Genomic DNA, 23,014 nt, shown 5'->3' with positions numbered 1-23,014 from the left:
GCCATGTTCGACAAAATTCTCATCGCCAACCGCGGTGAAATCGCCTGCCGGGTCATCCGCACCGCCCGCCGGATGGGCATCCGCACCGTCGCAGTCCATTCGGAGGCCGACGCGCACGCGATGCATGTCCAGATGGCCGACGAGGCCGTCTGCATCGGCCCGGCCCCGGTCGGCGAAAGCTATCTGCGCGGCGACGTCATCCTCGACGTCGCCAGGCGCACCGGCGCCCAGGCCATCCATCCCGGCTACGGCTTCCTGTCGGAGAATGCCGGCTTCGCCGCCGCATGCGCCGCGGCCGGCGTGGTCTTCATCGGCCCGCCGATCGACGCCATCCGCGTCATGGGGTCCAAGGCCGAGTCCAAGCGGCTGATGGCGAATGCCGACGTGCCGCTGGTGCCGGGCTATCACGGCACCGACCAGGATTTCGCCACCCTGTCGGCGGAGGCCGAGCGCATCGGCTACCCGGTGCTGGTCAAGGCGTCGGCCGGCGGTGGCGGCAAGGGCATGCGCGTGGTGCGCGCCGCCGCTGAATTGGCCGATGCGGTGGCGGGTGCCCAGCGCGAGGCCAAGGCCGCCTTCGGTGACGACAGCCTGCTGCTGGAGAAATATCTCAGCCGCCCGCGCCATGTCGAAATCCAGGTCTTCTGCGACACCCACGGCAACGGCGTCTATCTGTTCGAGCGCGACTGCTCGGTCCAGCGCCGCCACCAGAAGGTGATCGAGGAAGCGCCGGCCCCCAACCTCCCCGACGATCTCCGCCGCCGCATGGGCGAGGCCGCGGTGGCTGCCGCCAAGGCGGTGAGCTATGTCGGCGCCGGCACCGTCGAGTTCCTCTATGAGGATGGCGGCTTCTACTTCATCGAGATGAACACCCGCCTCCAGGTGGAGCATCCGGTGACCGAGAAGATCACCGGCCTCGATCTGGTCGAGTGGCAGTTGCGCGTCGCATCCGGGGCCGAGCTGCCCTTGCGCCAGGACCAGCTGACCCGCCGCGGCCATGCCTTCGAGGCGCGGCTCTACGCCGAGGATCCGCAGCGCGACTTCCTGCCCGCCATCGGCAGGCTGCTCCGCCTGCGCCCGCCGGCCGAGACCGAGCATGTCCGCGTCGACACCGGTGTCCGCGAAGGCGATTCGGTGACGATGTATTACGATCCGATGATCGCCAAGCTGATCGTCTGGGATGAGGACCGCGACAGCGCGCTGCGCCGCCTGCGGGTGGCGCTGGCCGAGTATGAGGTGGTCGGCGTCACCACCAATGTCGCCTTCCTCGGTGCCATCGCCGGCCATCCGGCCTTCCGGGCGGTGGAGATCGACACCGGTTTCATCGAGCGCCATCGCGCCGACCTGCTGCCGCCGCCGGCCCCGGTCGCCGACCGGGCGTTGGCCGCGGCCTCCCTGTCGGTGCTGTTGAAGCGCCGGGAGGAGGCCCAGGCCGCGCTGCGCGCCCGTTCCGACCGTCATTCCCCCTGGCTGCTCGCCAATGGCTGGCGGCTGAACGAGGAGAACCATTACGACTTGCGCCTGATGGACGGCGAGACGGCGCGCGAGGTGACGCTGCATTTCCGCGGCGACGATTACGAGGTCGCGGTGGATGGCGGCAAGCCGATGCCGGTGACCGGCGTCAGCCTGACGGACGGCGTGCTGACCGCGACGCTGGACGGCATGCGCACCCGCGCCACCGTGGTCCGGCAGGGGCTGGACCTCACCGTGCTGATCGACGGCGCGGTATCGCGCCTGACGCTGGACGACCCCAGCGCCCGCGCGGCGGAGCAGGAGGGCGGGTCCGGCCGCCTGACCGCGCCGATGCCGGGCACCGTCGTCCGCGTGCTGGTCGAGCCCGGCCAGAGCGTGGAGGCCGGCACGCCGCTGATGCTGCTGGAAGCCATGAAGATGGAGCACACCATCAAGGCGCCGGCCGCCGGCACCGTCAGCGCCGTGAATTTCTCGGCAGGGGATCAGGTGTCGGAAGGCGTCGACCTGCTGGTTCTCGACATCGCGGAGGCGTGATCATGCAGTTGCCCAAATTCGTCCGCATGGTGGAGGTCGGGCCGCGCGACGGCCTCCAGAACGAAAAGACCATGGTGCCGACCGCGGTGAAGGTGGAACTGGTCGACCGGCTGTCCGACGCCGGGCTGACGGTCGTCGAGGCGGCCAGCTTCGTCTCGCCCAAATGGGTGCCGCAGATGGGCGACAGCGCCGAGGTGCTGGCCGGCATCGCCCGCAAGCCCGGAGTGCGCTATGCCGCTCTGACCCCCAACCTGAAGGGGCTGGAGGGCGCGCTGGCGGCCAGGGCCGACGAGGTGGCGGTGTTCGGCGCCGCGTCGGAGAGCTTCAGCCGGAAGAACATCAACTGCTCCATCGCCGAGAGCCTGGACCGCTTCGCGCCCGTCATGGAGCGGGCCAAGGCCGAAGGCGTGCCGGTGCGGGGATATGTCTCCTGCGTGCTCGGCTGCCCCTACGAGGGCGAGATTTCGCCGGGTGCGGTGGCCGAGGTGGCCGAGCGGCTGTACGCCATGGGCTGCTACGAGATCTCGCTCGGCGACACCATCGGCACCGGCACCCCGACCAGGGCGCAACTGATGATCGCCGCGGTCGCCGACCGGGTGCCGGTGGAGAGGATCGCCGTCCATTTCCACGACACCTACGGGCAGGCACTGGCCAACATCCTGGCGGCGTTGCAGATGGGCGTGGCGGTGGTCGACAGCTCCGTCGCCGGTCTTGGCGGCTGCCCCTATGCCAAGGGGGCGTCCGGCAACGTGGCGAGCGAGGATGTGCTGTACATGCTGGACGGCCTCGGCATCGAGACCGGGGTCGATCTGGACAGGCTGATCGCGGCCGGGGCGTTCATCAGTGACGCCATTGGCCGCCCGACCGCATCGAAGGTGGCCCGCGCTCGTGGTTGTGCGTGAGGGATCCTTCGGCAACGGAAGGGCCGCGCTCCCGGCGGGGGCGCGGCCCTTTCGCGTTCGGCTCAATCCTCTCCATCCTGATGGAAGATCGCTGCGCGACACCAACCGGCTGGTGGGGTCCTCATGCACCCGGTGGGGCGTGCATGGTGGCGGCCAGGTGGCTGGCGAGGTGAGCCGCCACGGCGGCACGGTCGGCATTCGACAGCGTTCCGAGGCGCTCCGCGTCGCGGCAGTCGATGACGGCCACTTTGGCGGTGCGGACCACGGACGGGGCCGGCAACCCGGCGACGGCAAGATCGCTGACGACGACATCGGTCGGCCAGCCGCGGTTTTCGGCACTGGTGATCATCAGGACCCAGATGAGGTTGTGGTGCGTCAGCAGGTCGCCGGCCGCGATGACCAGTGCCGGCCGCCGCTGGCGCACCGGCCTGTCGGTGTAGGGAAACGGGACCTTGACGATGTCCCAGGGCTCAAAGGTCGGCATAGGCGCGCCGATCGGCATCGCTGTTCCATTCGGCGAAGGTGCGGAACGGATCGTCACCAGTTTCCATAACGGCGCGTGTCAGGATGACGCGCCCGTCCTCGATGCTGTAGGCGATCTCGTCGCCCTCATGCAGGCCGAGGGCGACGCGCACAGGCTGCGGGATGGTGGTTTGCGCTTTGCTGGTAAGCTTGCTGGTGATCATCGGAACCTCACGGCAAGGGCCGATTCAACAGTAAGGAAAATCCTTCCGGTTTTCAATGTCCGGCCCGATGGCTCGTTCTCCCCCGCCGGATAGTCGCCCTACAAAATTGTACGCGCTACGAACTTGACCGGCCCGGCGGTCCGGCGCATGATGGGCTCCGTGATGGATGGTGCCGAAAACGCATTGTTCCCACGACGCCGACCGGCCTGAGAGCCGGCCGGAACCACGGCTGGAGTTCCAGAGGCAACATCTTCCGACCGCCTCGGCGCGTCGCGACACATCTGTTGCCCGTCCGGCTGAGCGGCGGCGGAGCCATACCCGGGTGGCTCCGCCGCCGATTGTTTTTGGCCGCCTCCTGGCCCACCGTATGGCCCGCCGGGTGTTTTTTTGGGCGCTCGGCCATCGTCCCGCCCAATCCCGGTCATCCTCCCGCCTCATTTCGGTCACGTCCTGTCACCCTCCGCACATCACCATGGCAGCGGCCGGTGCATAATGGATCTTGCTGGAATTTCTACCACTTTTGAGCAAAGGACGGTGCCGGTCCAACCGGATTCGCTCGAAATTCAAACGAAACTTCGAAAAATATTGATCTGCTTTTGCAAAATGGGGGTACGGGCTGTAGCTTTAACGCGCCATTAACCAGACTGGATTGAGTTTAGGGACATCGGACGCAGGCAACTCCAACCAAGGCGCGAAGTTGACTTCCCAATCGGACTTCCCAATCGGATGAAACCGGCTTGCGCCTCGTGCCGATGCCTTCCGTGTGATGCCGTTATGACCGTTCCTCTGGATTTGAAAGGCCCGCCCCCATGACCGTGCCGGCACTCCTCCGCGATGTGGCGCAGATCGGCGCCTACGCCGCCGGCCGGGGCCGACATGCGGGCCTGCTGGTTGCGGTCCTGCTGCTGGCCGGCTGCCCGTCCAACATGACGGGACCGGGGGGGCCGGACCTGACGGCGGCCAACCCGAACGGCCGCCCGGCCGCCCCGCCGGTGCCCAGGCAGAAGCCGGCCCGCAAGGTGCCCGACGCCACCGCGCTGGCGCCGACCCTGCCGATGCCGCAGCCCGGTCCGCCGGTGACCGTCGGTGAGCTGACGACAGCCACCCAGCTGGCGTCCGCCCCTCCCGCAGCCGCCGCCCTTGCAACTTCCGCCCCTGCAACCTCCAACGCCGACCCCGACAGCCTTGTCGGGCTGGACGAAGTCCAGACTCTCAACCTCCTGGGGTCCCCCGTTGCACGGGAAGAGGCGCCTCCCGCCAAGATCTGGCGGTATGCCAAAGGCGATTGCACCCTCAAGGTCTTCTTCTTCATGGATATGACCTCGTCCCAGGACTTCCGCGCCCTCTCCTACGATATGAAGAGCAGCCAAAATGTCCCTGACGCCGACCACCGATGTTTCGCCCGGCTCCTCGCTCAAGCTGACACAGGGCGCCCTGTCCGCCCCGGATTACAGTAGGGCGGAGCAGAACAAGGGAATGTCCGCGATGACCGAACCGACCATTGCCCGCATCGCCCTGGTGGATGACGACGACCTGTTCCGCGAGTCGCTCAGCCTCAACCTCGGCGACGAGGGGTACGAGGTCGTCACCTTCGACCGCGGTGAGCCGGCGCTGGATTTCTTCGCCGCCGGCGGGGTGGTCGACATCGTCCTGCTGGACTGGCGCATGCCCAAGCTGGACGGCATCGACGTCCTGCGCCAGATGCGCGCCCGCGGCATCGACGTGCCGGTCATCTTCCTGACCGTCCTGTCCGACCAGATCTATGAAGAGGCGGCGCTGGCCGGCGGCGCGCTGGACTTCGTCGAGAAGTCGCGCAGCCTGTCGATCCTGCTGAAGCGCATGCGCCTGATCCTGGACGGCACCAAGGGGGACGGTGCCAAGGGCGCGGCCGAGGAGGGGGAGGCCGCCGGCAGCGCCACGCTCCACCGCCTGGGCGAGCTGGAGCTGCGCCTGGACAACAGCCGCGCCTTCTGGAAGGGCAAGCGCATCGACCTGACGCTGACCGAGTTCAACATCGTCAAGCTGATGTCGACCCGCCCGGAAGAGGACGTGTCCTATCGCGAGATCTACGACCTCGTCCATGGCAAGGGCTTCATGGCCGGCTACGGCCCGTCGGGCTACCGTGCCAACGTCCGCGCCTTCATCAAGCGCATCCGCCAGAAGTTCCGTTCGGTCGACGCCGGCTTCGCCTGCATCGAGAATTATCCCGGCTTCGGCTACCGCTGGGGCAAGGGCGACGATGCGGCCAACCAGGGCCGCGACGAGGATGGTATCGGGGACGGTGTTGGCGAGGATATGCTGATCGATGGCGCTGCTGCCGACTGACCTTGCGATGCGGGCGCATGGACGGGCGTCCGCCCGCCTGCTCTGGCTGTGGCGCTCGATGGCGAGCCGCCTGCTGCTGCTCACCCTCGTCTTCGTCGCGGTTCCGGTCCTGCTCTACGACCAGTTCCAGCGGGCCGACGAGGCGACGCAGCAGCTCCTGCTGAAAAGCGCCCAGCGCCAGGGCGAGCTGATCGCCCGCGCGCTGGAACCCGAGCTGCTGGGCGTCGACCGCGCCGCCCTTCCCGGCCTCAGCGGCGCGCTCGCCCGCTACGGCGACGACCGCACCCGGCTGAAGCTGCTGGTCCGGCCGCGCGTCTCGGCGGCGGGGCTCGGGGCGTCCTCCTCCGGCGTCAGGGCCGGGCCGGAACCCTTCTTCTACGTCGCCGCCGCCCCCAGCCTGTCCACCGCCGACATCGACGCCGAACGGCGCCTGCTGCTCGAACAGGGGGTGCTCGACCGGCTGGGATCGAGCTGCGCCGGCAACGCCACCCTGGCGATGCGCGTCCCCCATATCGAAGGCGGCGAGGAGGTGCTGTCCTCCATCACGCCGATCAAGACCAGCTTCGGCTGCTGGGCGCTGGTCACCAGCCACGCCACCGAGGCCTACATCTCCTCCTCGCTCGGCCGGCCCTATTGGAGCACGCCGGCGGTGCAGGCCGCCGCGGCGATCTATCTGGCGATGGCGGCGCTGGTGCTGGCCGTGCTGGCCGGCATCTGGCGCAACCTGAACCGCTTCGGCGACCTTGCGCGCGGCATTGTCGGCGGCGAGGACTGCACCGACCGGAAGGGCCGCAGCGCCTCCTTCGCCGCGCGCAACACCGTGCCGGAACTGGCGGGGGTGGCGGAGGATTTCGACCGCCTGGTCGCCACGCTGCGCGACAGCGCCCAGTCGCTGCGCCGCGCCGCGGAGGACAACGCCCACGCCTTCAAGACGCCGATCGCCGTGATCCGCCAATCGGTGGAGCCGCTGCGCCGTGCCCTGCCGGCGGAGAACGCCCGCAGCCAGCGGGCGCTGACGATGATCGAGAAGTCGCTGGACAAGCTGGATGGCCTCGTCTCCTTTGCCCGCCGCATGGACGAGGCGGCGGCCGACCTGCTGGCCCCCTCGCGCCGCCGCGTCGACCTGTCGGCGCTGGTGGAACGGATGGCCGGCGGCTACACCGGTCTGCTCGCCGAACAGCGGCTGCACATGCGCTCGCGCATCGACGCCGGTCTGGTGGTGCGCGCCAGCGAGGAGACGCTGGAAACCATCGTCGAGAATCTGGTGGAGAATGCCGTCAGCTTCTCGCCGCCCGACGCGGCGGTCAGCGTGCGGCTGACCCGCAACGGCCCCTGGGCCGAGCTGGTGGTGGATGACGAGGGGCCGGGCGTCGATCCCGCCAACCTGGACCGCATCTTCGATCGCTACTTCTCCCACCGCGAACCCGGCCGCGGCATGCCGGAGGACGAGGCGGCGGCCCATCAGGCGGGGGCGGCGCATTTCGGCATCGGGCTGTGGATCGTGCGGCGCAACATCGAGGCCTTCGGCGGCCGGGTGCGCGCGGAGAACCGGCCGGCCGGCGGCCTGCGGATGACGGTGGCGCTGCCGCTGGCGGCGTGAGGGCCAACCGCCGCCGGCGGCGTGAGGATCAATCGGCATTTCTTCGGCGAACAGGCTCCGGAGTGGCGCCGTCCGCGCCGTTCATGCTATGGTCACAGCTGGCTGCATCCGTTCTTTACCCGAGGATCAGCGCCGCCAGCCGAACAGCATTCCGAGCAGCAGATGGACCGCAGCCTCGATTCCACCGATCTCAAGATCCTGCGCGAACTGCAGGAGGATGGGCGCCTCAGCAACGTCGAGCTGGCGCGCCGCATCAATCTCAGCCCGGCCGCCTGCCTGGAACGGGTGAAGCGGCTGCAGGGCGACGGGGTCATCCAGCGCTATGTCGCGCTGCTCGACCCGCATCGTCTGGAGGCCGGGATGCTGGTCTTCGTCGAAGTGGTGCTGGACCGTACGACACCCGACAATTTCGACGACTTCAAGGCCACCGTGCTGCGCATGCCGCAGATCATGGAATGCCACATGGTCGCCGGCGGCTTCGACTATCTGGTCAAGGCGCGGGTGCGCGACATGAACGAGTACCGGCTGTTCCTGGGCGAACTGCTGTCGACCGCGCGCGGTGTCCGCGAAACCCACACTTACGCCGTGATGGAAGAGGTCAAGAGCGTCACCGCCATCCCGCTGGACGGCCTGTCGCGCCCCTGAATGGATGGACTCTGCAACAATTTTCGATTTGCACAGTCCATCCCTCTCGTTCCCGTTTCAGTACGCATTTTGCGATGAGTTCCGCCGCCCGCCCTTGTGCCGGCCTCCTGCAGGGCAGAGCCGTCTTGTTCGTTTGCTGACAAAATGATGCGGCATGCCGCTTGCAGCGAAGCCTCCGGTCCGGGTGCGCGACCCGTGACGCCGTTCTGTGGCCTGCGTCCGGCCGCCATGACCGGCCATTCCCTGCGAGATCAAGGCTGGAGCGGAACCGCGACATGCGTGTCAACACACCGATCACCGACTGCGAAGTCCACCTGACCGATGGGGTTCCCCTGGTGTCGCGCACCGACACCGGCGGGCGCATCACCTTCGTGAACCGGGCCTTCGTCGAGATCAGCGGCTTCGACGAGCAGGAGTTGATCGGTGCACCGCACAGCATCGTCCGCCATCCCCACATGCCGAAGGAGGCATTCGCCGACCTGTGGGCGACGGTGAAGACCGGACGACCCTGGGAAGGGCTGGTCAAGAACCGCACCAAGGCCGGCGATTTCTATTGGGTGCGTGCCAACGTCACGCCGGTGATCGAGAACGGTGTGGTCGCCGGCTACATCTCCATCCGGTCCAAGCCGTCGCTGGACGAGGTGCGGTCGGCGGAGGCGCTCTATGCCGCCATGCGCGACGGGCTTGCCACGGTGGAACTGGTCGAAGGGATGCTGGTGCGGCGCAACCGTGCCGGCCGTGCCGCCGCCACCGCCTGCGCCAGCCTGTCCGGGCGCCTGTTCGCGGTGTTCGGGCTGCTGATCCTGGCGATGCTGCTGGCGGGCTGGCTCGGGTTGGACGGCATGGCCGGGTCCAACCGGTCGCTGCGCACGGTCTATGAGGACCGCACCGTTCCGGCCTACCAGATCGGCGAGATCGAGAACCGCGCCCGCGACAGCCGGCAGCAGCTGACCGATCTCACAGCCGACCTGCAGGCCGGGAAGAGCGCCGCCGACCTCGCCGCGATGGAGGCGGAGGTCGCCGCCAACGGCGGCGTCATGCAGCGGCTGCTGACCGAGTATCTCGCCACCTACCTGACGCCGGAGGAGGCCGTCCTTGCCGAGAGGTTCAAGCCGCTGGTCGCGGCCTATCTCGAGAAGGGGATTGCCCCGGCCCTGGCCCTGGCGCGGGAGCGGAACGCCGCGGCGCTGGACGCCCATCTGCGCAGCATTGTCCGGCCGGCCTTCGCCGACCTGCATCGGGTGTCGGTTGCGCTGCTCGACCTGCAAATCCGGGTGGCGCGGGAGGAATTCGACAAGGCGGAGGCCGATTACACCGTCCGCTTCGTCCAGATCGCGGTTGCGGTGCTGGCGAGCTGCCTGCTGGCGGCCCTGTTCGGCCTGCTGATCCTGCGCACGGTTCGCCGGCCGCTGGAGGTGCTGGAACGGACCTTCGAACGCATCGCCCAGGGGGCCTTCACCGACCAGATGGCCGCCATCGCCGTGCCGGAGTTCCGCCGCGTCGCCACCGAGCTGAACGCGATGAAGGCGAAGCTCGCCTACAACATCCATGAGAATCACGAAACCGAGCAGCGGCAGAAGGCGCAGACCCGCCAGGCCCTGCTGGAAACCTGCAAGTCGATCGAGAGCGACCTGGACGCCACCTGGATCGGGGTGGAGTTGGCGAGCAACCGTGCCGGCGACGGCATCCGCCACCTGATGGAGGCGCTCGGCGTGGTGCGCGAGAACACGATGGTGGTCTCCGCCGCCTCCGAACAGGCCAGCGCCAACGCCCAGTCGGTCGCCGCCGCGACGGAGCAGCTCAACTCGTCCGGCCGGGAGATCGCGCGGCAGGCCGCCCGCTCCAGCGAGGTGGCGCGGCGCGCGGTCGACAATGCCCGCGGCTCCGCCTCCGCCATCGGCCGGATGGAGGTCGCGACCGGGGAGATCGCCAAGGTCGCCGGCCTGATCAACCAGATCGCCGGCCAGACCAACCTGCTGGCGCTGAACGCCACCATCGAGGCCGCCCGCGCCGGGGAGGCCGGCAAGGGCTTCGCCGTGGTGGCGGGCGAGGTCAAGCAGCTCGCCGACCAGACCGCGCGGGCGACCGGCGAGATCGCCCGCCAGATCGACCAGCTGAGGCAGGCGGTCGGCGGCGGCGTGTCGGCGATCCAGACCGTCATTTCCGTGATCGAGGAGATCGAAGAGGCGGCGTCCGCCACCGCCGTCGCGGTGGAGCAGCAATCCGCCGCCAATGCCGAGATCGGGCGCAGCGCCGGCAATTCCGCCGGGGGCGCCGTGCAGGTGTCGGGCAGCGTGCTGCACATCCGCGACCAGACCGACGGGATCACCGGCATCGCCACCGATGTCCGCCGCCGCATGACCGACACCCAGACCGCGGTGGCCGACCTGAAGCGCCGCCTTGTCATCGCGCTGCGCCAGTCGGTGGCCGGCGACCGCCGCGTCTCCGACCGCATCCCGTGCGAGGAGCCGGTCGGCCTGACCGTGGACGGCCAGCGCCTGTCCGCCACCATGCTGGACCTGTCGCTCGACGGGCTGCTGGTGGACCTGAAGGGGATGTCCGATCTGGCCGAGCAGACGCGGCTGACCGTGACCCTGCGCAATGCCGGCGACCTGCCGGCCATCGTCGCCGGCGCCAGCGACCTCGGCCTGCATCTTGCCTTCGACGATCTGACGGACACCCAGGCCGACCGGCTGGAGCGCGCCTACCGGGCGATGATCGAGGCCGATTCCGCCATCATCCGCCAGGCGCAGGACGCCGCGGCGGCGCTGGCGACGGCCCTGGAAGGCGCCCTGTCGACCGGCGGCATCGGCGAGGAGGCGCTGTTCTCCACCGACCTCTCCACCATTCCCGGCAGCGAGCCGGAACAATGCCTTGCCCCCTTCACCGACCTGACCGACCGCCTGTTCCCGGCGGTCCAGGAGGCGGTCCTGGCGTCCAACCCGCGCTTCCAGTTCTGCGCGGCGGTCAATGCCGTCGGCTATCTGCCGACCCACAACGCCCGCTATTCCGAACCGCAGCGGCCGGGCGATGCGGTGTGGAACGCCTCCCACTGCCGCAACCGCCGGGTCTTCGCCGACCGTTCCGGCCTTGCCGCGGCGCGCAACACCCGCGCCTTCCTGCTGCAGGCCTACCGCCGCGACATGGGCGGCGGACAGACGGTGCGGCTGAAGGAGGTCGATGTGCCCATCACCGTGCGCGGCCGGCATTGGGGCAATCTGCGGCTGGCCTACATGCCGTGACGGCGGGCACGTCCCAAATCGAGGACTTGCCGCTCCTGCCGGACGACAGGCGGATCGTCATTCGATGACCACGATCTCTTCCGAGATCACCCGTCCCACGGAAGCCAGGTCGATGAAGTTCGCATGGTCCGGATCGACCTTCGTCCGGAAATTCTCGCAGAAATAGAGGTCGTTCATGTCCTCCAGGCTGTCGAACCACGCCTCGACCACGGCGTCGTAGCTGGGTTCGGGGAAGCGCGGGGCGGAAACCGGATAGGAGACGACGAACCGGCGAATCTTCTTCGCTTCGGGGATGGCGAAAAGAAGAGGTGCGTGAACATCGCGGCGATAGTCCTTGAATTCCTGCAGGCTCATTCCCTGCCGGCGCTTAAAGCCCAGGATGATCTTGATCATGGGAGCTCCTTGTTGGCGAATGCGGTCCGCGAGGCGGCCACAAGTCGAAGATGGCAAATCCATGGGGGATGATCTATGTTGGATAATCCATAATTCTTTCGCGATTGTCCCCGATGCCGGCAGATCCGCTTTCCGATGTCCTGTCGATCCTTAAGCCCCGAACCTATGTGGCGGGCGGCTTCGATCTGGGCGGCGACTGGTCGGTTCAATTCGAGGTCCACAGCGGCGTCAAATATTTCGCACTGGTGTCGGGGGCTGCCTGGATCGCCATCGACGGCGAGGCGGCTCCGATACCGCTGGAGGCGGGGGATTGCGTTCTGCTGCCGCATGGAAAGCGGTTCATCATTGCCAAGGATCTCGCCCTCCAGCCTCATTCTTTCCGTGCGCTGCCGGAATCCGAGTGGAGCGGCGGCATCGCGACCGTGAATGGCGGCGGCGGCACGATGATGCTCGGCGGGCATTTCGCCTTTTCCGACGCGCACACCGACATGCTGCTCGGAACCATGCCGCCGGTCGTCCGCCTGCGGGACGACAGCGACAAGGCGGGGCTGCGCTGGGCGCTGGACCGGATGCGGCAGGAACTCACCGGCACGCAGCCCGGCAGGCTTCTCGTCGTGCAACAGCTCGCCCATCTGATGCTGGTGCAGGCTTTGCGGCTCTATCTGTCCCATGGCGCCGGGCAGGGGGCCGGGTGGTTGTTCGCGCTGGGCGATCCGAAGGTCGGCGCGGCGATCCGGATGATGCACGCGGATCCGGGCGCTCGCTGGACCCTGCCGATGCTCGCGGAGCAGGCGGGAATGTCCCGTTCCAAGTTCGCTTCGAGGTTCAAGGCCGTCGCGGGCACCTCGCCGATCGATTACCTGACCCGATGGCGGATGCTCCTGGCCAAGGATCGTCTGGCCAAGGGAAACGAGCAGGTCGGCGCCATCGCCATTTCGCTGGGCTACGAGTCGGAGGCCGCGTTCAGTACCGCCTTCAAGCGCGTGATGGGCTATCCGCCTCGGAAACACCTCGGTCGGGCCTGACGGGGTTCACCGCGCCATTCCCCATCGCCCGCGCTCTCGCGACCGGTCCTATTCCGCCGCCCGCGCCTCCGGCACCAGCACGTCGGCGCAGATCGCGCGCACCAACTCGGCCCGGTCGGCGGCCGCGGCGGGGGCGAGCAGGCCCTGGCCGAAGGCGAAGGCATAGAACAGGTAGGCGCGGGCGAAGGCCTGGTCGGCCGGCAGGCCGAGCGCCGCGAACAGGCCGGCGACGCTGTGCAGGCGCTCGCGGTCGACCTCGGCGATGATGCGCTCGGCGTCGGGGTCGCGCCGCGCCCAGTCGCGCACCGCCAGCTCGATCGCCATGCCGCGCGGCTTGCTGCCGCCATAGAGCGCCAGCATGTCGCGCAACTGCCGCGCAGGCTCGCGCCCGTCCAGCCGGGTCTGTTCCTTGATCGCGGCGATGCGGCCCAGCTTCCAGCTCTCCAGCAGCGCGCCCATCAGGTCGGTGCGGTCGCGGAAATGCCAGTAGAAGCTGCCCTTGGTGACTTTCAGGGTCTTGGCCAGCAGTTCCACCCGCACCTTGTCGACGCCGCCTTCGGCCAGCGCCGCGAAGGCGGCGGCCAGCCAGGACTCGCGGTTCTTCGTTTTGGCTTCCATCCCCGTCCTTCGCGCTCCCCAGGCGTCCGCCGCCGCAGTCCCGACGGCGATCTATACCCGAAAAGGGGCGCCGCTGCCTATTCGCCCTGCTGCATCTGGATCGCGTCCGACGCCCGGCCGCGATAGTGGATGTTGCCGTCGGTGTCCAGGAAGGCCCAGTCGCCGGTCAGGTAATAGCGCCGGCCGTGGCGGAAGCGCCGGGCGGTCCGCTCCGGGTCGTTGGCGTAGGATTCGAACCAGAACAGCGGCGAGTGGTCGACGTCGATGGCGATCTCGCCGACCCCGCCCACCGGCGCCTCCCGCCCGTCGGGGTCGAGGACGACGACGCGGAAGCCCGGCATCGGCCGGCCGAGCGAGCCGCTGGGCGGCTGGGCGGCGTCGCCCCCTTCCGTCCCGTCCGCATCGTAACGGCCGATCCCTTCGGGGTCGTAGCGGTTGACGATGAAGATGCCGGTCTCGCGCTGGCCATACTGGTCGAGCAGCGGCACCTTCACCGTCCGGTTGGCCCAGGCGATCAGGTCGGGCGGCAGCGGCTCGCCCACCACCGACAGGATGCGCAGGGCGAGTTGGTGCGACACGCCGGGATCGGCGCCGTGCCAGGCGCGGATCTGCGACGGTGCCGCCGTCAGGTTGGTGACGCCGAACTTGGTCAGCATCCGGTAGCCCTGCCGCACGTCGTAGGGGCCGTCGCAGAAGATCGTCGTCCGCCCCAGCAGCAGCGGCCCGACCAGCCCGTAATAGGCGCCATAGGCCCAGCCGGGATCGGCCATGTTCCAATAGATGTCGTCGTCGCGCAGGTCGAGGCCGATGCGCATGTACTGTTCGATTCCCGACAGCGCCTTGACCGGCAGCGGGACGCCGAGCGGCGTCGGTTCCGATTCCGAGGTGTAGATCAGGGCGAAGGCATCGCTTTCCCGGTAGCGTGCCACCTCCGCCCGCGGCGCCGCCTCGTGCAGTGACGACCAGAAGGGCACGGCGTCGGGGCCGAACGCCTCGTCGCCCTCGACCGTCACCACCGGGCGGCTGTTGTCGCGCGGCACCTTGCGGCGCAGGAAGCCGTTGGTGACGATGGCCCGCGCGTCGCTGTCGGCCAGCCGGTAGGCGACCGCCGACGTGGTGTAGGTGGTGAACAGCGGCATGTAGATCCCGCCCAGCCGCCAGATCGCCAGCGCGGTGATCAGCAGCTCCGATCCCTTGGGCAGCAGCACCGCCACCCGGTCGCCCTGTCCCACCCCCATCCCGGCAAGCACGCTGGCGAAGCGCGCCGAATCGCGGGCCAGCCGGGCGAAGCTCAGCTCCGTCGTCTGTCCCGCCACGCTTTCATGCAGCAGCGCCGCCCGCGCGCCGTCGGCGGCGCGGACATGGCGGTCGCACAGCAGCGTCGCCAGCGCGATGGCGTCGCCGCGATATTCCGGCCGCAGGAAGGCGGAGGCGCGGACCAGCGGCACCGGAAGGGCCGGCTCCGGCGGGATCGACTCGGCAAGCGGTGGTTCCGCATTCGCCGGTTCCGGAATTGCCGCTTCCGGCGGGCGGAGCGGGGGAGGGGGGGCAGGGCGGTGCCGCAAGGCCGCCAGATCGCCCAGTGCCACCAGATCCGGCCCCAGGTGATAGCGCCTGCTGCGGGCATCCTGGTCCACCAGCCCGTCGCGCGCCAGCGCCGTCAGCAGCCGGTGCGCCGTCGCCTTCGACAGGCCGACGCCGGTCATCAGGTCGGCCAGCCGGGCGCCGCCGGTCCCGGCGGCGGCGACCGCGCGCAGCAGGGCGATGGCGCGTTCCAGGCTTTGGGTGCCGCCCGCGGCGTTCGGGGCGGCCGGAGCGGGGGCGATGTCGGCATGGCGGGTCATGGGTCCATCATATGGACCATGCGCCGGGTTGTCGCGGGAAAAAACATGCAGTGGCGGAATGTCAGTGTTGAAAACAGACCGGAGCCCGGTATATAGTGAGGAAGTTGCTCATGAAACGGTCCACAATATGGACCTCGCCGGCCACCAAAGAGCCGGGTCGTGACCCCGAGAAGCGGTACCAACAGCAACGGAGGAGGAAATGTCAGGCGCGCCCGTCGCACCACACCCCGGCCCTGCCCAAAATTCGCCCGCCACCCAGGCGACTACCCAGGCGGAGACCATCTTCGAGGCTCGGGGCGTCAATCTGCGCTTCGGGGGCGTCCATGCGCTGACCGACGTCAGTTTCGGCATCCGCAAGGGCGAGTTGTTCTCGATCATCGGCCCGAACGGGGCCGGCAAGACCTCGATGGTCAACTGCATCTCCGGCCGCTACCGGCCGACCGATGGCAAGGTCTATTTCAAGGGACGCGACGTGACGGGGATGACCCCGAACCATCGCGCCTCGCTCGGCATCGGCCGCACCTTCCAGAATCTGGCGCTGTTCGGGCACATGACCGTGCTCGACAACATCATGGTCGGTCGCCACCACCTGCTGAAGAACAATTTCCTGACCGGCCCGCTCTATTGGCTGACCGGCGCCCGCAAGGAGGAGCTGTCCCACCGCCGCGAGGTGGAGGAGATCATCGACTTCCTCGAAATCCAGCATGTCCGCAAGGCCACCGCCGGCACCCTGTCCTATGGCCTGCGCAAGCGGGTGGAGCTGGCCCGCGCCATCGCGCTGAAGCCGGACCTGATCCTGCTGGACGAGCCGATGGCCGGCATGAACCTGGAAGAGAAGGAGGACATGGCCCGCTACATCGTCGACCTGAACGAGGAGTTCGGCATGACCGTCGTCATGATCGAGCATGACATGGGCGTGGTCATGGACATCTCGCACCGGGTGATGGTGCTGGAATTCGGCAAGAAGATCGCCGAAGGCAGGCCGGAGGAGGTTCTGGCCGACCCCCGCGTCCGCCGCGCCTATCTGGGCGAGGACGACGACGAGGAGGCGCCCGCCGCCGCCCACCAGCAGCCCCCCCGCAAGGAGGTCGCGTGATGGCCGCAAACACCGTTTCCCCCACCGCTTCCCCCTCCGGCTTGCCCGATCTCTCCGTCCACGACACGCTGCCGAAGCTGGTGGCATTGCACGCCCGCGACCATGGCGGCGACATCGCCATGCGCGAGAAGGATTTCGGCATCTGGCGCAGCTTCACCTGGGCCGATGTGCAGGCCCGGGTCCGCGGCTTCGCGCTCGGCATGACCAAGATCGGCGTCGTGCCGGGCGAGGTGGTCGGGCTGCTGGGCGACAACCGCCCCGACTGGGTGATGGGCGAGATCGCGACCCATGCGGTGCGCGGCTACAGCCTGGGCATCTACCGCGACGCGCTGGACGAGGAGGTCGCCTACCTCATCACCTATGCCGACGTGAAGGTGGTGTTCGCCGAGGACGAGGAGCAGGTCGACAAGCTGCTGAACCTCGCCGACCGGCTGCCGACGTTGCAGCACATCATCTATTCCGACCCGCGCGGCATGCGCAAATACCATGACCCGCGCCTGATGCCGGTCACCGACCTGATCCGCATGGGCGAGGAGCTGCATGCCCGGCAGCCGGACCTCTACGACCGCATGGTTGCGGAGACGAAGGGCGAGGAGGTCGCCATCCTCTGCACCACGTCGGGCACCACCTCCAACCCGAAGATGGCGATGCTGCCGGCCGGGCGGCTGATCCGCCATGTCGCCAGCTACCTGTCGGCCGATCCCAAGGGGCCGGAGGACGAGTATGTCTCGGTCCTGCCGCTGTCCTGGATCATGGAGCAGGTCTATGCGGTCGGCATGAGCATGGTGTCGCGGATGCGCGTGAACTTCGTCGAGGAAGCCGAGACGATGATGCACGACTTCCGCGAGATCGGGCCGAGCTTCGTCCTGTTCGCGCCGCGCCTGTGGGAGGCCATCGCCGCCGACGTGCGCGCCCGGATGATGGACGCCTCGCCCTTCAAGCAGAAGATGTACGATCTCGGCATGAAGCTCGGGCTGGAGGCGCTGGCCAAGGGGCAGCGGTCGGCGCTGGCCGACAGGATCCTGTTCACCGCGCTGCGCGACCGGCTGGGCTTCACCAACCTGAAATCGGCGGCGACCGGCGGTGCCGCGCTCGGCCCCGACACCTTCAAGTTCTTCCAGGCGCTGGGCGTGCCGCTGCGCCAGATCTACGGCCAGACCGAGACGATGGGTGCCTACACCGTCCATCGCGGTACCGACGTGGATTTCGACACCGTCGGCGTGCCGTTCGACGGCGGCATCGAGGTGAAGGTGATCGACCCCGACCACAATGGCGTCGGCGAGATCGTCACCCGCCATCCCAACATGTTCGCCGGCTATTACCGCAACGAGAGCGCGACCGTCGCCGACATGCGGGACGGCTGGATGCACACCGGCGATGCCGGCTTCTTCGACAAGAAGGGGCATCTGGTCATCATCGATCGCATCAAGGACATCGCCACCACCGCCCGCGGCGACCGCTTCAGCCCGCAGTTCATCGAGAACAAGCTGAAATTCAGCCCCTATGTCGCCGAGGCGGTGATCCTGGGCGACAAGCGCGACTACCTGTCGGCGATCGTCTGCATCCGCTTCTCCATCGTGTCGAAATGGGCGGAAAAGAACCGCATCGCCTTCACCACATATTCCGATCTGGCGTCGAGGCCGGAGGTGTACGAGCTGCTGCGCAGCGAGGTGGAGCGGGTCAACCAGACGCTTCCCGAATATCAGCGCATCTCCAAGTTCCTGCTGCTCTACAAGGAGCTGGACGCCGATGACGGCGAGCTGACCCGCACCCGCAAGGTGCGGCGCGGCGTGGTCGCCGAGAAGTATGGCACCATCATCGACAGCATCTATGCCGGCCAGCCGAGGATCGACGTCGACACGACGATCGCCTTCCAGGACGGCACCAAGCAGCGCATCCGCACCACGCTGACCGTCATCGACCTCGTGCCTGCCGCGGCGAAGAAGCCGCAGCCGGTGGCGGCTTAACAATGCAACCGCTGAAAACCCCTCTCCCCCCCGCTCACGCGCAAACGAAGTTTGCGCTGACGCGACAGGCGGACCTTTGGTCCGCCGAAAGCGGGGAGAGGATGGGTGAGGGGGTTCCGTCTGCCGGACGCTCCTCGCCGCGCGTCCCCCTCACCCCGACCCTCTCCCCGCCTTTCAGCGAAGCTTCGCTTCGCCTGTCGGCATCGCAAGCGAAGCTTGCGATGGTGGGGATCGGGGGATTTGGATCCCATCTCGGCGAGGCCACGCCATGACCCTTCTGTTCCAGCTTCTCGTCAACGGACTGATCGTCGGCGCGCTGTACGGCGTGGTCGCCATGTCCTTCGTGCTGATCTACAAGGCCAGCCGCATCGTCAACTTCGCGCAGGGCGAATTCCTGCTGATCGGCGCCTGGACCTGCTGGTGGCTGCTGACCAGCTGGCAGCTGCCCTTCTGGATCGGCTTCCCGATCACGCTGGTCTTCATGCTGGCCTTCGGCGTCATCCTGCAGATCATCGTGCTGCGGCCGATGATCGGCGAACCGATCATCTCGGTCATCATGGTGACCATCGGCCTGTCGATCGTCTTCCAGGCGGCGATGAAGTGGATGTTCGGCGTCTTCGCCAAGCCCTTCCCGCAGATCTTCGCCAGCCCGACCACCAACCTGTTCGGGCTGGAGGTGCAGACCGTCTACGTCATGTCCTTGCTGATCTCGATCCTGATCATGGCGGGCTTCGGCTGGTTCTTCAAATATTCGCGCACCGGTCTCGCCATGCGGGCCACCGCCTTCGACCAGCAGGTGGCGCAGTCGCTGGGCATCTCGGTCCGCCACATGTTCGCGATGAGTTGGGCGATCTCCGCCATGGTTTCGGCGGTGGCCGGCGTCACGGTGGGCGTGGTCAACGGCGTGTCGTCGGCCCTGTCCTTCTTCGGCATCAAGGTGTTCCCGGCGGTGATCCTGGGCGGTCTCGACAGCATCATCGGCGCGGTGGTCGGCGGCCTGATCGTCGGCGTGCTGGAGAACATGGCGCACTATCTGGACAGCCAGTGGCTGAACTGGGGCAACATGTACGAGATCGCGCCCTTCTACGTCCTGATCGCCATCCTGATGATCAAGCCTTACGGCCTGTTCGGCACCAAAGACATCGAGCGCGTGTGAGGCCAAAATGGCGAATGTCAGCATCATCCCGAGCGGCGATTTCAAGACGTCCTACGGGACCGACACCACCATCTTCCCGACGAAGACCAGCCGCAACTTCGCGATCCTCGGCGTGGTCCTGCTGCTGGCCTGCCCGGCCTTCATGGACCGCTACTGGCTCAGCCTGCTGATCCAGATCGGCTATCTCGGCATCGCGGCGCTGGGGCTCAACATCCTGGTCGGCTTCACCGGCCAGATCTCCATCGGCCATTCCGCCTTCTTCGGCTTCGGCGCCTTCGCGTCGGCCTGGCTGAACAACAGCTGGGGTGTGCCGGTGGCGCTGGCGATCCCGCTGGCCGGCGTCATCACCACCGGCGTCGGCCTGCTGTTCGGCATGCCGGCGGCGCGGCTGAAGGGCCTCTACCTCGCCATCGCCACGCTGGCGGCGCAGTATATTCTGCAGGATTTCTTCGCACGGGCCGACTGGTTCACCGGCGGCACCGCCGGCACCATCGCCGAGCCGCTGACCCTGTTCGGCTTCGCCTTCGACACCGACGAGCGCTTCTTCTACGTCGTGCTGGTGGCGATGGTGGTGATGTACATCCTGGCCACCAACCTGATGCGGACCCGCGACGGCCGCGCCCTGGTGGCGGTGCGCGACCATTATCTCTCCGCCGAGATCATGGGCATCAACCTGACGAAGTACCGGACGATGTCCTTCGGCATCTCCGCCTTCTATGCCGGCATCGGCGGCGCGCTCTACGCCCACTACCTGCAATTCGTGTCGGTCGAGGGCTTCACCATCCTGTTCTCGATCCAGTTCCTCGGCATGATCATCATCGGCGGGCTGGGTTCGATCATGGGCACGCTGATGGGCACCGCCTTCATGGTGTTCCTGCCCGAGCTGATGCAGGCGCTGACCAAGATGGTCAGCGGCACCGCCATCGACACCGCGCTGAACCTGAAGGACAACATCGCCTTCCTGCGCGAGATGTCGATCGGCCTCGTCATCATCCTGTTCCTGGTGTTCGAGCCCGACGGGCTGGCCCACCGCTGGAAGCAGATCAAGGCCTACTGGAAGCTCTATCCCTTCTCGCACTAAGTCCGGTCGTTTTTGCCGGTCAACGAACAGAACAGACCAGGGAGTAAACGCACCATGTCGATCAAGACCGCGCTCTTCGCCACCTCGGCCATTACCGGCGCCCTCCTGCTGGCGACCTCCGCCACCGCACTTGCCGACATCCCGGTCGGCCATCTGGCGGACCAGTCCGGCGCCACCTCGGACGTCGGCGTGCCCTATGCGCAGGGCGTGTCGGACGCGCTCGCCTACATCAACTCCAAGGGCGGCGTCGGCGGCACCAAGCTTGCGGTCGACAGCGTCGATTACGGCTACCAGGCGCCGCGTGCCATCAGCCAGTACAAGAAATGGTCGTCGGGCAGCGACAAGATCGCCGCGCTCCAGGGCTGGGGCACCGCCGACACCGAGGCGCTGACCGGCTTCGTGACCAAGGACGAGATCCCGGCCTATTCCGGCTCCTATTCCGGCCACCTGACCGACCCGACCGGCAAGGGCCCGCACGGCTCCAAGCCGGCGCCCTACAACTTCTTCTACGGCCCCTCCTATTCCGATGCGCTGCGCGGCATGCTGACCTGGGCGGCGGAGGACTGGAAGAAGCAGGGCGGCCAGGGCAAGCCGAAATACGTCCATATGGGCGCCAACCACCCCTATCCCAATGCGCCCAAGGATGCCGGCGAGCAACTGGCCAAGGAGCTGGGCTTCGACGTGCTGCCGGCCGTGCAGTTCGCGCTGACCCCCGGCGACTACACCGCCCAGTGCCTGACGCTGAAGCAGTCCGGCGTCAACTACGCCTATCTCGGCAACACCGCCGGCTCCAACATCTCGGTGCTGAAGGCCTGCCAGACGGTCGGCGCCAAGGTGCAGTTCATGGGCAATGTCTGGGGCATGGACGAGAATGCCGCCAAGGCAGCGGGTTCCGCTGCCGATGGTGTCGTGTTCCCGATGCGCACCTCGGTGACCTGGAACGCCGAGGTGCCGGGCATGGCCCTGCTGAAGGAGATCTCGAAGATCTCCGACACGTCGGGCAAGGCCTATCGCCCGGTGCACTACATGGCCGGCGTCTGCACCGCCTACTACATGAAGGAGGCGATGGACTGGGCGGCCAAGAACGGCGGCGTCACCGGTCCGAACATCCGCAAGGCGATGTACCAGAAGAAGGATTGGGTTCCGGCCGGGCTGGAGGGCGTCTGCGTGCCCTCGACCTGGACCGATACCGACCACCGCGGCATGACGGCGGTCAACATCTACCGCGCCAAGGTGGGCGGCGACACCGGCGCCGGGGTGGACGAGCTGGTCAAGGCCGGCACCATCAAGCTGGAGAAGCTGACCACCGTCGACGTCCCGCGCAAGCCGGAATGGCTGGGCTGGTAAGCCGTCGAGTGCCCGGCGCCCCCGCCTTCCTTCCGGCGGGGGCGCCACCCCTCTCAGAACAGTCCAGGTGCCGCATGCTGAACACCGCCCCGGCCGCTCCGACCAACGCCCCCGCCCAGGCCGGAATGCCGCCCGTCACGGCCGCCAAGCGGATGATGCTGTCCGTCAACAACATCGAGGTCGTCTACAACGACGTGATCCTCGTGCTCCGCGGCCTCAGCCTGGAAGTGCCGGAGGGCGAGATCGTCGCACTCCTGGGTGCCAACGGCGCCGGCAAGTCGACGACGCTGAAGGCGATCTCCGGCCTCCTGAAGACCGAGGACGGCGAGGTGACGCGCGGCGACATCACCTTCAACGGCGAGCGCATCAACGGCATCGACCCCGACAAGATCGTCCGCAAGGGCATCTTCCAGGTGATGGAGGGCCGGCGGATCATCGCCGACATGACCTGCCTGGAGAACCTGCGGCTCGGCGCCTACACCCGTCGTGACAACGGGGTGAAGGACGACCTGGACATGGTCTACAGCTATTTCCCCCGCCTGAAGGAGCGCACCGGGCTGGCCGGCTACCTGTCGGGCGGCGAACAGCAGATGCTGGCGATCGGCCGAGCGATGATGGCGAGGCCGAAGCTGATCCTGATGGACGAGCCGAGCATGGGCCTGTCGCCGCTGATGGTGAAGGAAGTGTTCAGCATCGTCCAGCAGATCAACCGCGATCTGGGCGTCACCATCCTGCTGGTCGAACAGAACGCCCGCATGGCCCTGCAGGCCGCGACCCGCGGCTACATCATGGAGAACGGCAAGGTCGTGCTGGACGGCACCGCCGAAGAGCTGCGCAACAACGAGGACGTGAAGGAATTCTACCTCGGCGGCGGCAGCGAAGAGCGCAAGAGCTTCAAGAACCTGAAGAGCTTCAAGCGGCGCAAGCGCTGGATTTGAGGGGGGTTCCGCTTCGGTGCCCTCTCAATTTTGCCCCCTCCCTAACCTTCCCCCGCTCCGCGGGAGAGGGGACTGCCGCAGCATTCCCGCAAAGCTCCTACCCCCTCCACCGCGATCGGACCGACCTTTGGTCGGCCGAGGG

The 23,014-nt window shown here is 67.7% G+C and carries 19 protein-coding genes; 14 read left to right on the top strand and 5 right to left on the bottom strand.

The genetic code is table 11. From position 1 onward, the window contains the following. Positions 1 to 3: 3 nt before the first annotated feature. Together AL072_RS28295 and AL072_RS28290 are read left to right on the top strand one after the other, a co-directional pair. Positions 4 to 2,007: an acetyl/propionyl/methylcrotonyl-CoA carboxylase subunit alpha gene (locus tag AL072_RS28295; protein ID WP_045585974.1), complete on the top strand. Its 2,004-nt coding sequence runs from the start codon at positions 4 to 6 to the stop codon at positions 2,005 to 2,007. A gap of 2 nt (positions 2,008 to 2,009) precedes the next feature. Further along, positions 2,010 to 2,909, top strand: coding sequence for a hydroxymethylglutaryl-CoA lyase (locus tag AL072_RS28290; RefSeq protein WP_045585709.1), 900 nt, complete (start codon positions 2,010 to 2,012; stop codon positions 2,907 to 2,909). A 121-nt stretch (positions 2,910 to 3,030) separates the two neighbouring features. Here AL072_RS28290 and AL072_RS28285 read toward each other — a convergent pair whose 3' ends face one another. Together AL072_RS28285 and AL072_RS28280 are read right to left on the bottom strand one after the other, a co-directional pair. Next, positions 3,031 to 3,393 carry a type II toxin-antitoxin system PemK/MazF family toxin gene (locus AL072_RS28285; protein WP_045585708.1) on the bottom strand — a complete coding sequence of 121 codons (363 nt, stop codon included), beginning with the start codon at positions 3,391 to 3,393 and terminating at the stop codon, positions 3,031 to 3,033. Continuing rightward, positions 3,380 to 3,595, bottom strand: coding sequence for a type II toxin-antitoxin system PrlF family antitoxin (locus AL072_RS28280; protein WP_045585707.1), 216 nt, complete (start codon positions 3,593 to 3,595; stop codon positions 3,380 to 3,382). Before AL072_RS28280 ends, AL072_RS28285 begins: the two co-directional genes overlap by 14 nt. Before the next feature lie 809 nt (positions 3,596 to 4,404). Here AL072_RS28280 and AL072_RS28275 point away from each other — a divergent pair. From AL072_RS28275 to AL072_RS28255, 5 genes are all read left to right on the top strand, one after another. After that, positions 4,405 to 5,052, top strand: coding sequence for a hypothetical protein (locus AL072_RS28275; RefSeq protein ID WP_045585706.1), 648 nt, complete (start codon positions 4,405 to 4,407; stop codon positions 5,050 to 5,052). A 28-nt stretch (positions 5,053 to 5,080) separates the two neighbouring features. Then, positions 5,081 to 5,920, top strand: a complete 840-nt coding sequence (locus AL072_RS28270) for a response regulator transcription factor (RefSeq protein ID WP_045585973.1) — start codon at positions 5,081 to 5,083, stop codon at positions 5,918 to 5,920. Then, positions 5,901 to 7,520 (top strand): sensor histidine kinase, encoded by a 1,620-nt coding sequence (locus AL072_RS28265; protein WP_045585705.1) that lies wholly within the window; start codon positions 5,901 to 5,903, stop codon positions 7,518 to 7,520. Before AL072_RS28270 ends, AL072_RS28265 begins: the two co-directional genes overlap by 20 nt. A 162-nt stretch (positions 7,521 to 7,682) precedes the next feature. Then, positions 7,683 to 8,165, top strand: coding sequence for an Lrp/AsnC ligand binding domain-containing protein (locus AL072_RS28260; protein WP_045585704.1), 483 nt, complete (start codon positions 7,683 to 7,685; stop codon positions 8,163 to 8,165). A gap of 275 nt (positions 8,166 to 8,440) precedes the next feature. Continuing rightward, on the top strand, positions 8,441 to 11,407 hold the full coding sequence (locus tag AL072_RS28255) for a methyl-accepting chemotaxis protein (protein ID WP_045585703.1): 2,967 nt from the start codon (positions 8,441 to 8,443) through the stop codon (positions 11,405 to 11,407). A 57-nt stretch (positions 11,408 to 11,464) separates the two neighbouring features. Here AL072_RS28255 and AL072_RS28250 read toward each other — a convergent pair whose 3' ends face one another. Beyond that, positions 11,465 to 11,800: an EthD domain-containing protein gene (locus tag AL072_RS28250; protein WP_045585702.1), complete on the bottom strand. Its 336-nt coding sequence runs from the start codon at positions 11,798 to 11,800 to the stop codon at positions 11,465 to 11,467. A gap of 113 nt (positions 11,801 to 11,913) precedes the next feature. Here AL072_RS28250 and AL072_RS28245 point away from each other — a divergent pair, with 113 nt between their 5' ends. Further along, positions 11,914 to 12,825 (top strand): AraC family transcriptional regulator, encoded by a 912-nt coding sequence (locus tag AL072_RS28245; RefSeq protein ID WP_045585701.1) that lies wholly within the window; start codon positions 11,914 to 11,916, stop codon positions 12,823 to 12,825. Positions 12,826 to 12,873: 48 nt separating this feature from the next. Here the strand turns inward: AL072_RS28245 and AL072_RS28240 are convergent, their stop codons facing one another. Continuing rightward, positions 12,874 to 13,443 carry a TetR/AcrR family transcriptional regulator gene (locus AL072_RS28240; RefSeq protein WP_045585700.1) on the bottom strand — a complete coding sequence of 190 codons (570 nt, stop codon included), beginning with the start codon at positions 13,441 to 13,443 and terminating at the stop codon, positions 12,874 to 12,876. Between the two features lie 77 nt (positions 13,444 to 13,520). Continuing rightward, positions 13,521 to 15,287: an AMP-binding protein gene (locus tag AL072_RS28235; protein WP_045585699.1), complete on the bottom strand. Its 1,767-nt coding sequence runs from the start codon at positions 15,285 to 15,287 to the stop codon at positions 13,521 to 13,523. A 199-nt stretch (positions 15,288 to 15,486) separates the two neighbouring features. On the opposite strand from AL072_RS28235, the gene AL072_RS28230 reads away from it, so the two are divergent. From AL072_RS28230 to AL072_RS28205, 6 genes are all read left to right on the top strand, one after another. Further along, complete coding sequence (locus AL072_RS28230) at positions 15,487 to 16,383, top strand: ABC transporter ATP-binding protein (protein ID WP_200909937.1); 897 nt, start codon at positions 15,487 to 15,489, stop codon at positions 16,381 to 16,383. Beyond that, positions 16,383 to 18,350 (top strand): long-chain fatty acid--CoA ligase, encoded by a 1,968-nt coding sequence (locus AL072_RS28225; protein ID WP_082109375.1) that lies wholly within the window; start codon positions 16,383 to 16,385, stop codon positions 18,348 to 18,350. Before AL072_RS28230 ends, AL072_RS28225 begins: the two co-directional genes overlap by 1 nt. A gap of 268 nt (positions 18,351 to 18,618) precedes the next feature. Continuing rightward, a complete protein-coding gene (locus AL072_RS28220) occupies positions 18,619 to 19,506 on the top strand; it encodes a branched-chain amino acid ABC transporter permease (protein ID WP_045585698.1) in 888 nt (295 codons plus the stop codon). A 7-nt stretch (positions 19,507 to 19,513) separates the two neighbouring features. Next, on the top strand, positions 19,514 to 20,587 hold the full coding sequence (locus tag AL072_RS28215; protein WP_045585697.1) for a branched-chain amino acid ABC transporter permease: 1,074 nt from the start codon (positions 19,514 to 19,516) through the stop codon (positions 20,585 to 20,587). Positions 20,588 to 20,641: 54 nt separating this feature from the next. Further along, positions 20,642 to 21,934 (top strand): ABC transporter substrate-binding protein, encoded by a 1,293-nt coding sequence (locus tag AL072_RS28210; RefSeq protein WP_045585696.1) that lies wholly within the window; start codon positions 20,642 to 20,644, stop codon positions 21,932 to 21,934. A gap of 125 nt (positions 21,935 to 22,059) precedes the next feature. After that, positions 22,060 to 22,872, top strand: a complete 813-nt coding sequence (locus tag AL072_RS28205) for an ABC transporter ATP-binding protein (protein ID WP_045585970.1) — start codon at positions 22,060 to 22,062, stop codon at positions 22,870 to 22,872. The last annotated feature ends 142 nt before the right edge of the window (positions 22,873 to 23,014 follow it).

This window comes from Azospirillum thiophilum (assembly GCF_001305595.1).
Taxonomy (GTDB): domain Bacteria; phylum Pseudomonadota; class Alphaproteobacteria; order Azospirillales; family Azospirillaceae; genus Azospirillum; species Azospirillum thiophilum.
The sequence above is the reverse complement of the archived record's forward strand: the minus strand, read 5'-3'. Positions and strand labels throughout refer to the sequence as shown.

Coding starts and splice junctions, on each gene's coding strand:
- AL072_RS28295 (WP_045585974.1), top strand. CDS start 4: ATGTTCGACAAAATTCTCATCGCCAACCGCGGTGAAATCGCCTGCCGG.
- AL072_RS28290 (WP_045585709.1), top strand. CDS start 2,010: ATGCAGTTGCCCAAATTCGTCCGCATGGTGGAGGTCGGGCCGCGCGAC.
- AL072_RS28285 (WP_045585708.1), bottom strand. CDS start 3,393: ATGCCGACCTTTGAGCCCTGGGACATCGTCAAGGTCCCGTTTCCCTAC.
- AL072_RS28280 (WP_045585707.1), bottom strand. CDS start 3,595: ATGATCACCAGCAAGCTTACCAGCAAAGCGCAAACCACCATCCCGCAG.
- AL072_RS28275 (WP_045585706.1), top strand. CDS start 4,405: ATGACCGTGCCGGCACTCCTCCGCGATGTGGCGCAGATCGGCGCCTAC.
- AL072_RS28270 (WP_045585973.1), top strand. CDS start 5,081: ATGACCGAACCGACCATTGCCCGCATCGCCCTGGTGGATGACGACGAC.
- AL072_RS28265 (WP_045585705.1), top strand. CDS start 5,901: ATGGCGCTGCTGCCGACTGACCTTGCGATGCGGGCGCATGGACGGGCG.
- AL072_RS28260 (WP_045585704.1), top strand. CDS start 7,683: ATGGACCGCAGCCTCGATTCCACCGATCTCAAGATCCTGCGCGAACTG.
- AL072_RS28255 (WP_045585703.1), top strand. CDS start 8,441: ATGCGTGTCAACACACCGATCACCGACTGCGAAGTCCACCTGACCGAT.
- AL072_RS28250 (WP_045585702.1), bottom strand. CDS start 11,800: ATGATCAAGATCATCCTGGGCTTTAAGCGCCGGCAGGGAATGAGCCTG.
- AL072_RS28245 (WP_045585701.1), top strand. CDS start 11,914: ATGCCGGCAGATCCGCTTTCCGATGTCCTGTCGATCCTTAAGCCCCGA.
- AL072_RS28240 (WP_045585700.1), bottom strand. CDS start 13,443: ATGGAAGCCAAAACGAAGAACCGCGAGTCCTGGCTGGCCGCCGCCTTC.
- AL072_RS28235 (WP_045585699.1), bottom strand. CDS start 15,287: ATGACCCGCCATGCCGACATCGCCCCCGCTCCGGCCGCCCCGAACGCC.
- AL072_RS28230 (WP_200909937.1), top strand. CDS start 15,487: ATGTCAGGCGCGCCCGTCGCACCACACCCCGGCCCTGCCCAAAATTCG.
- AL072_RS28225 (WP_082109375.1), top strand. CDS start 16,383: ATGGCCGCAAACACCGTTTCCCCCACCGCTTCCCCCTCCGGCTTGCCC.
- AL072_RS28220 (WP_045585698.1), top strand. CDS start 18,619: ATGACCCTTCTGTTCCAGCTTCTCGTCAACGGACTGATCGTCGGCGCG.
- AL072_RS28215 (WP_045585697.1), top strand. CDS start 19,514: ATGGCGAATGTCAGCATCATCCCGAGCGGCGATTTCAAGACGTCCTAC.
- AL072_RS28210 (WP_045585696.1), top strand. CDS start 20,642: ATGTCGATCAAGACCGCGCTCTTCGCCACCTCGGCCATTACCGGCGCC.
- AL072_RS28205 (WP_045585970.1), top strand. CDS start 22,060: ATGCCGCCCGTCACGGCCGCCAAGCGGATGATGCTGTCCGTCAACAAC.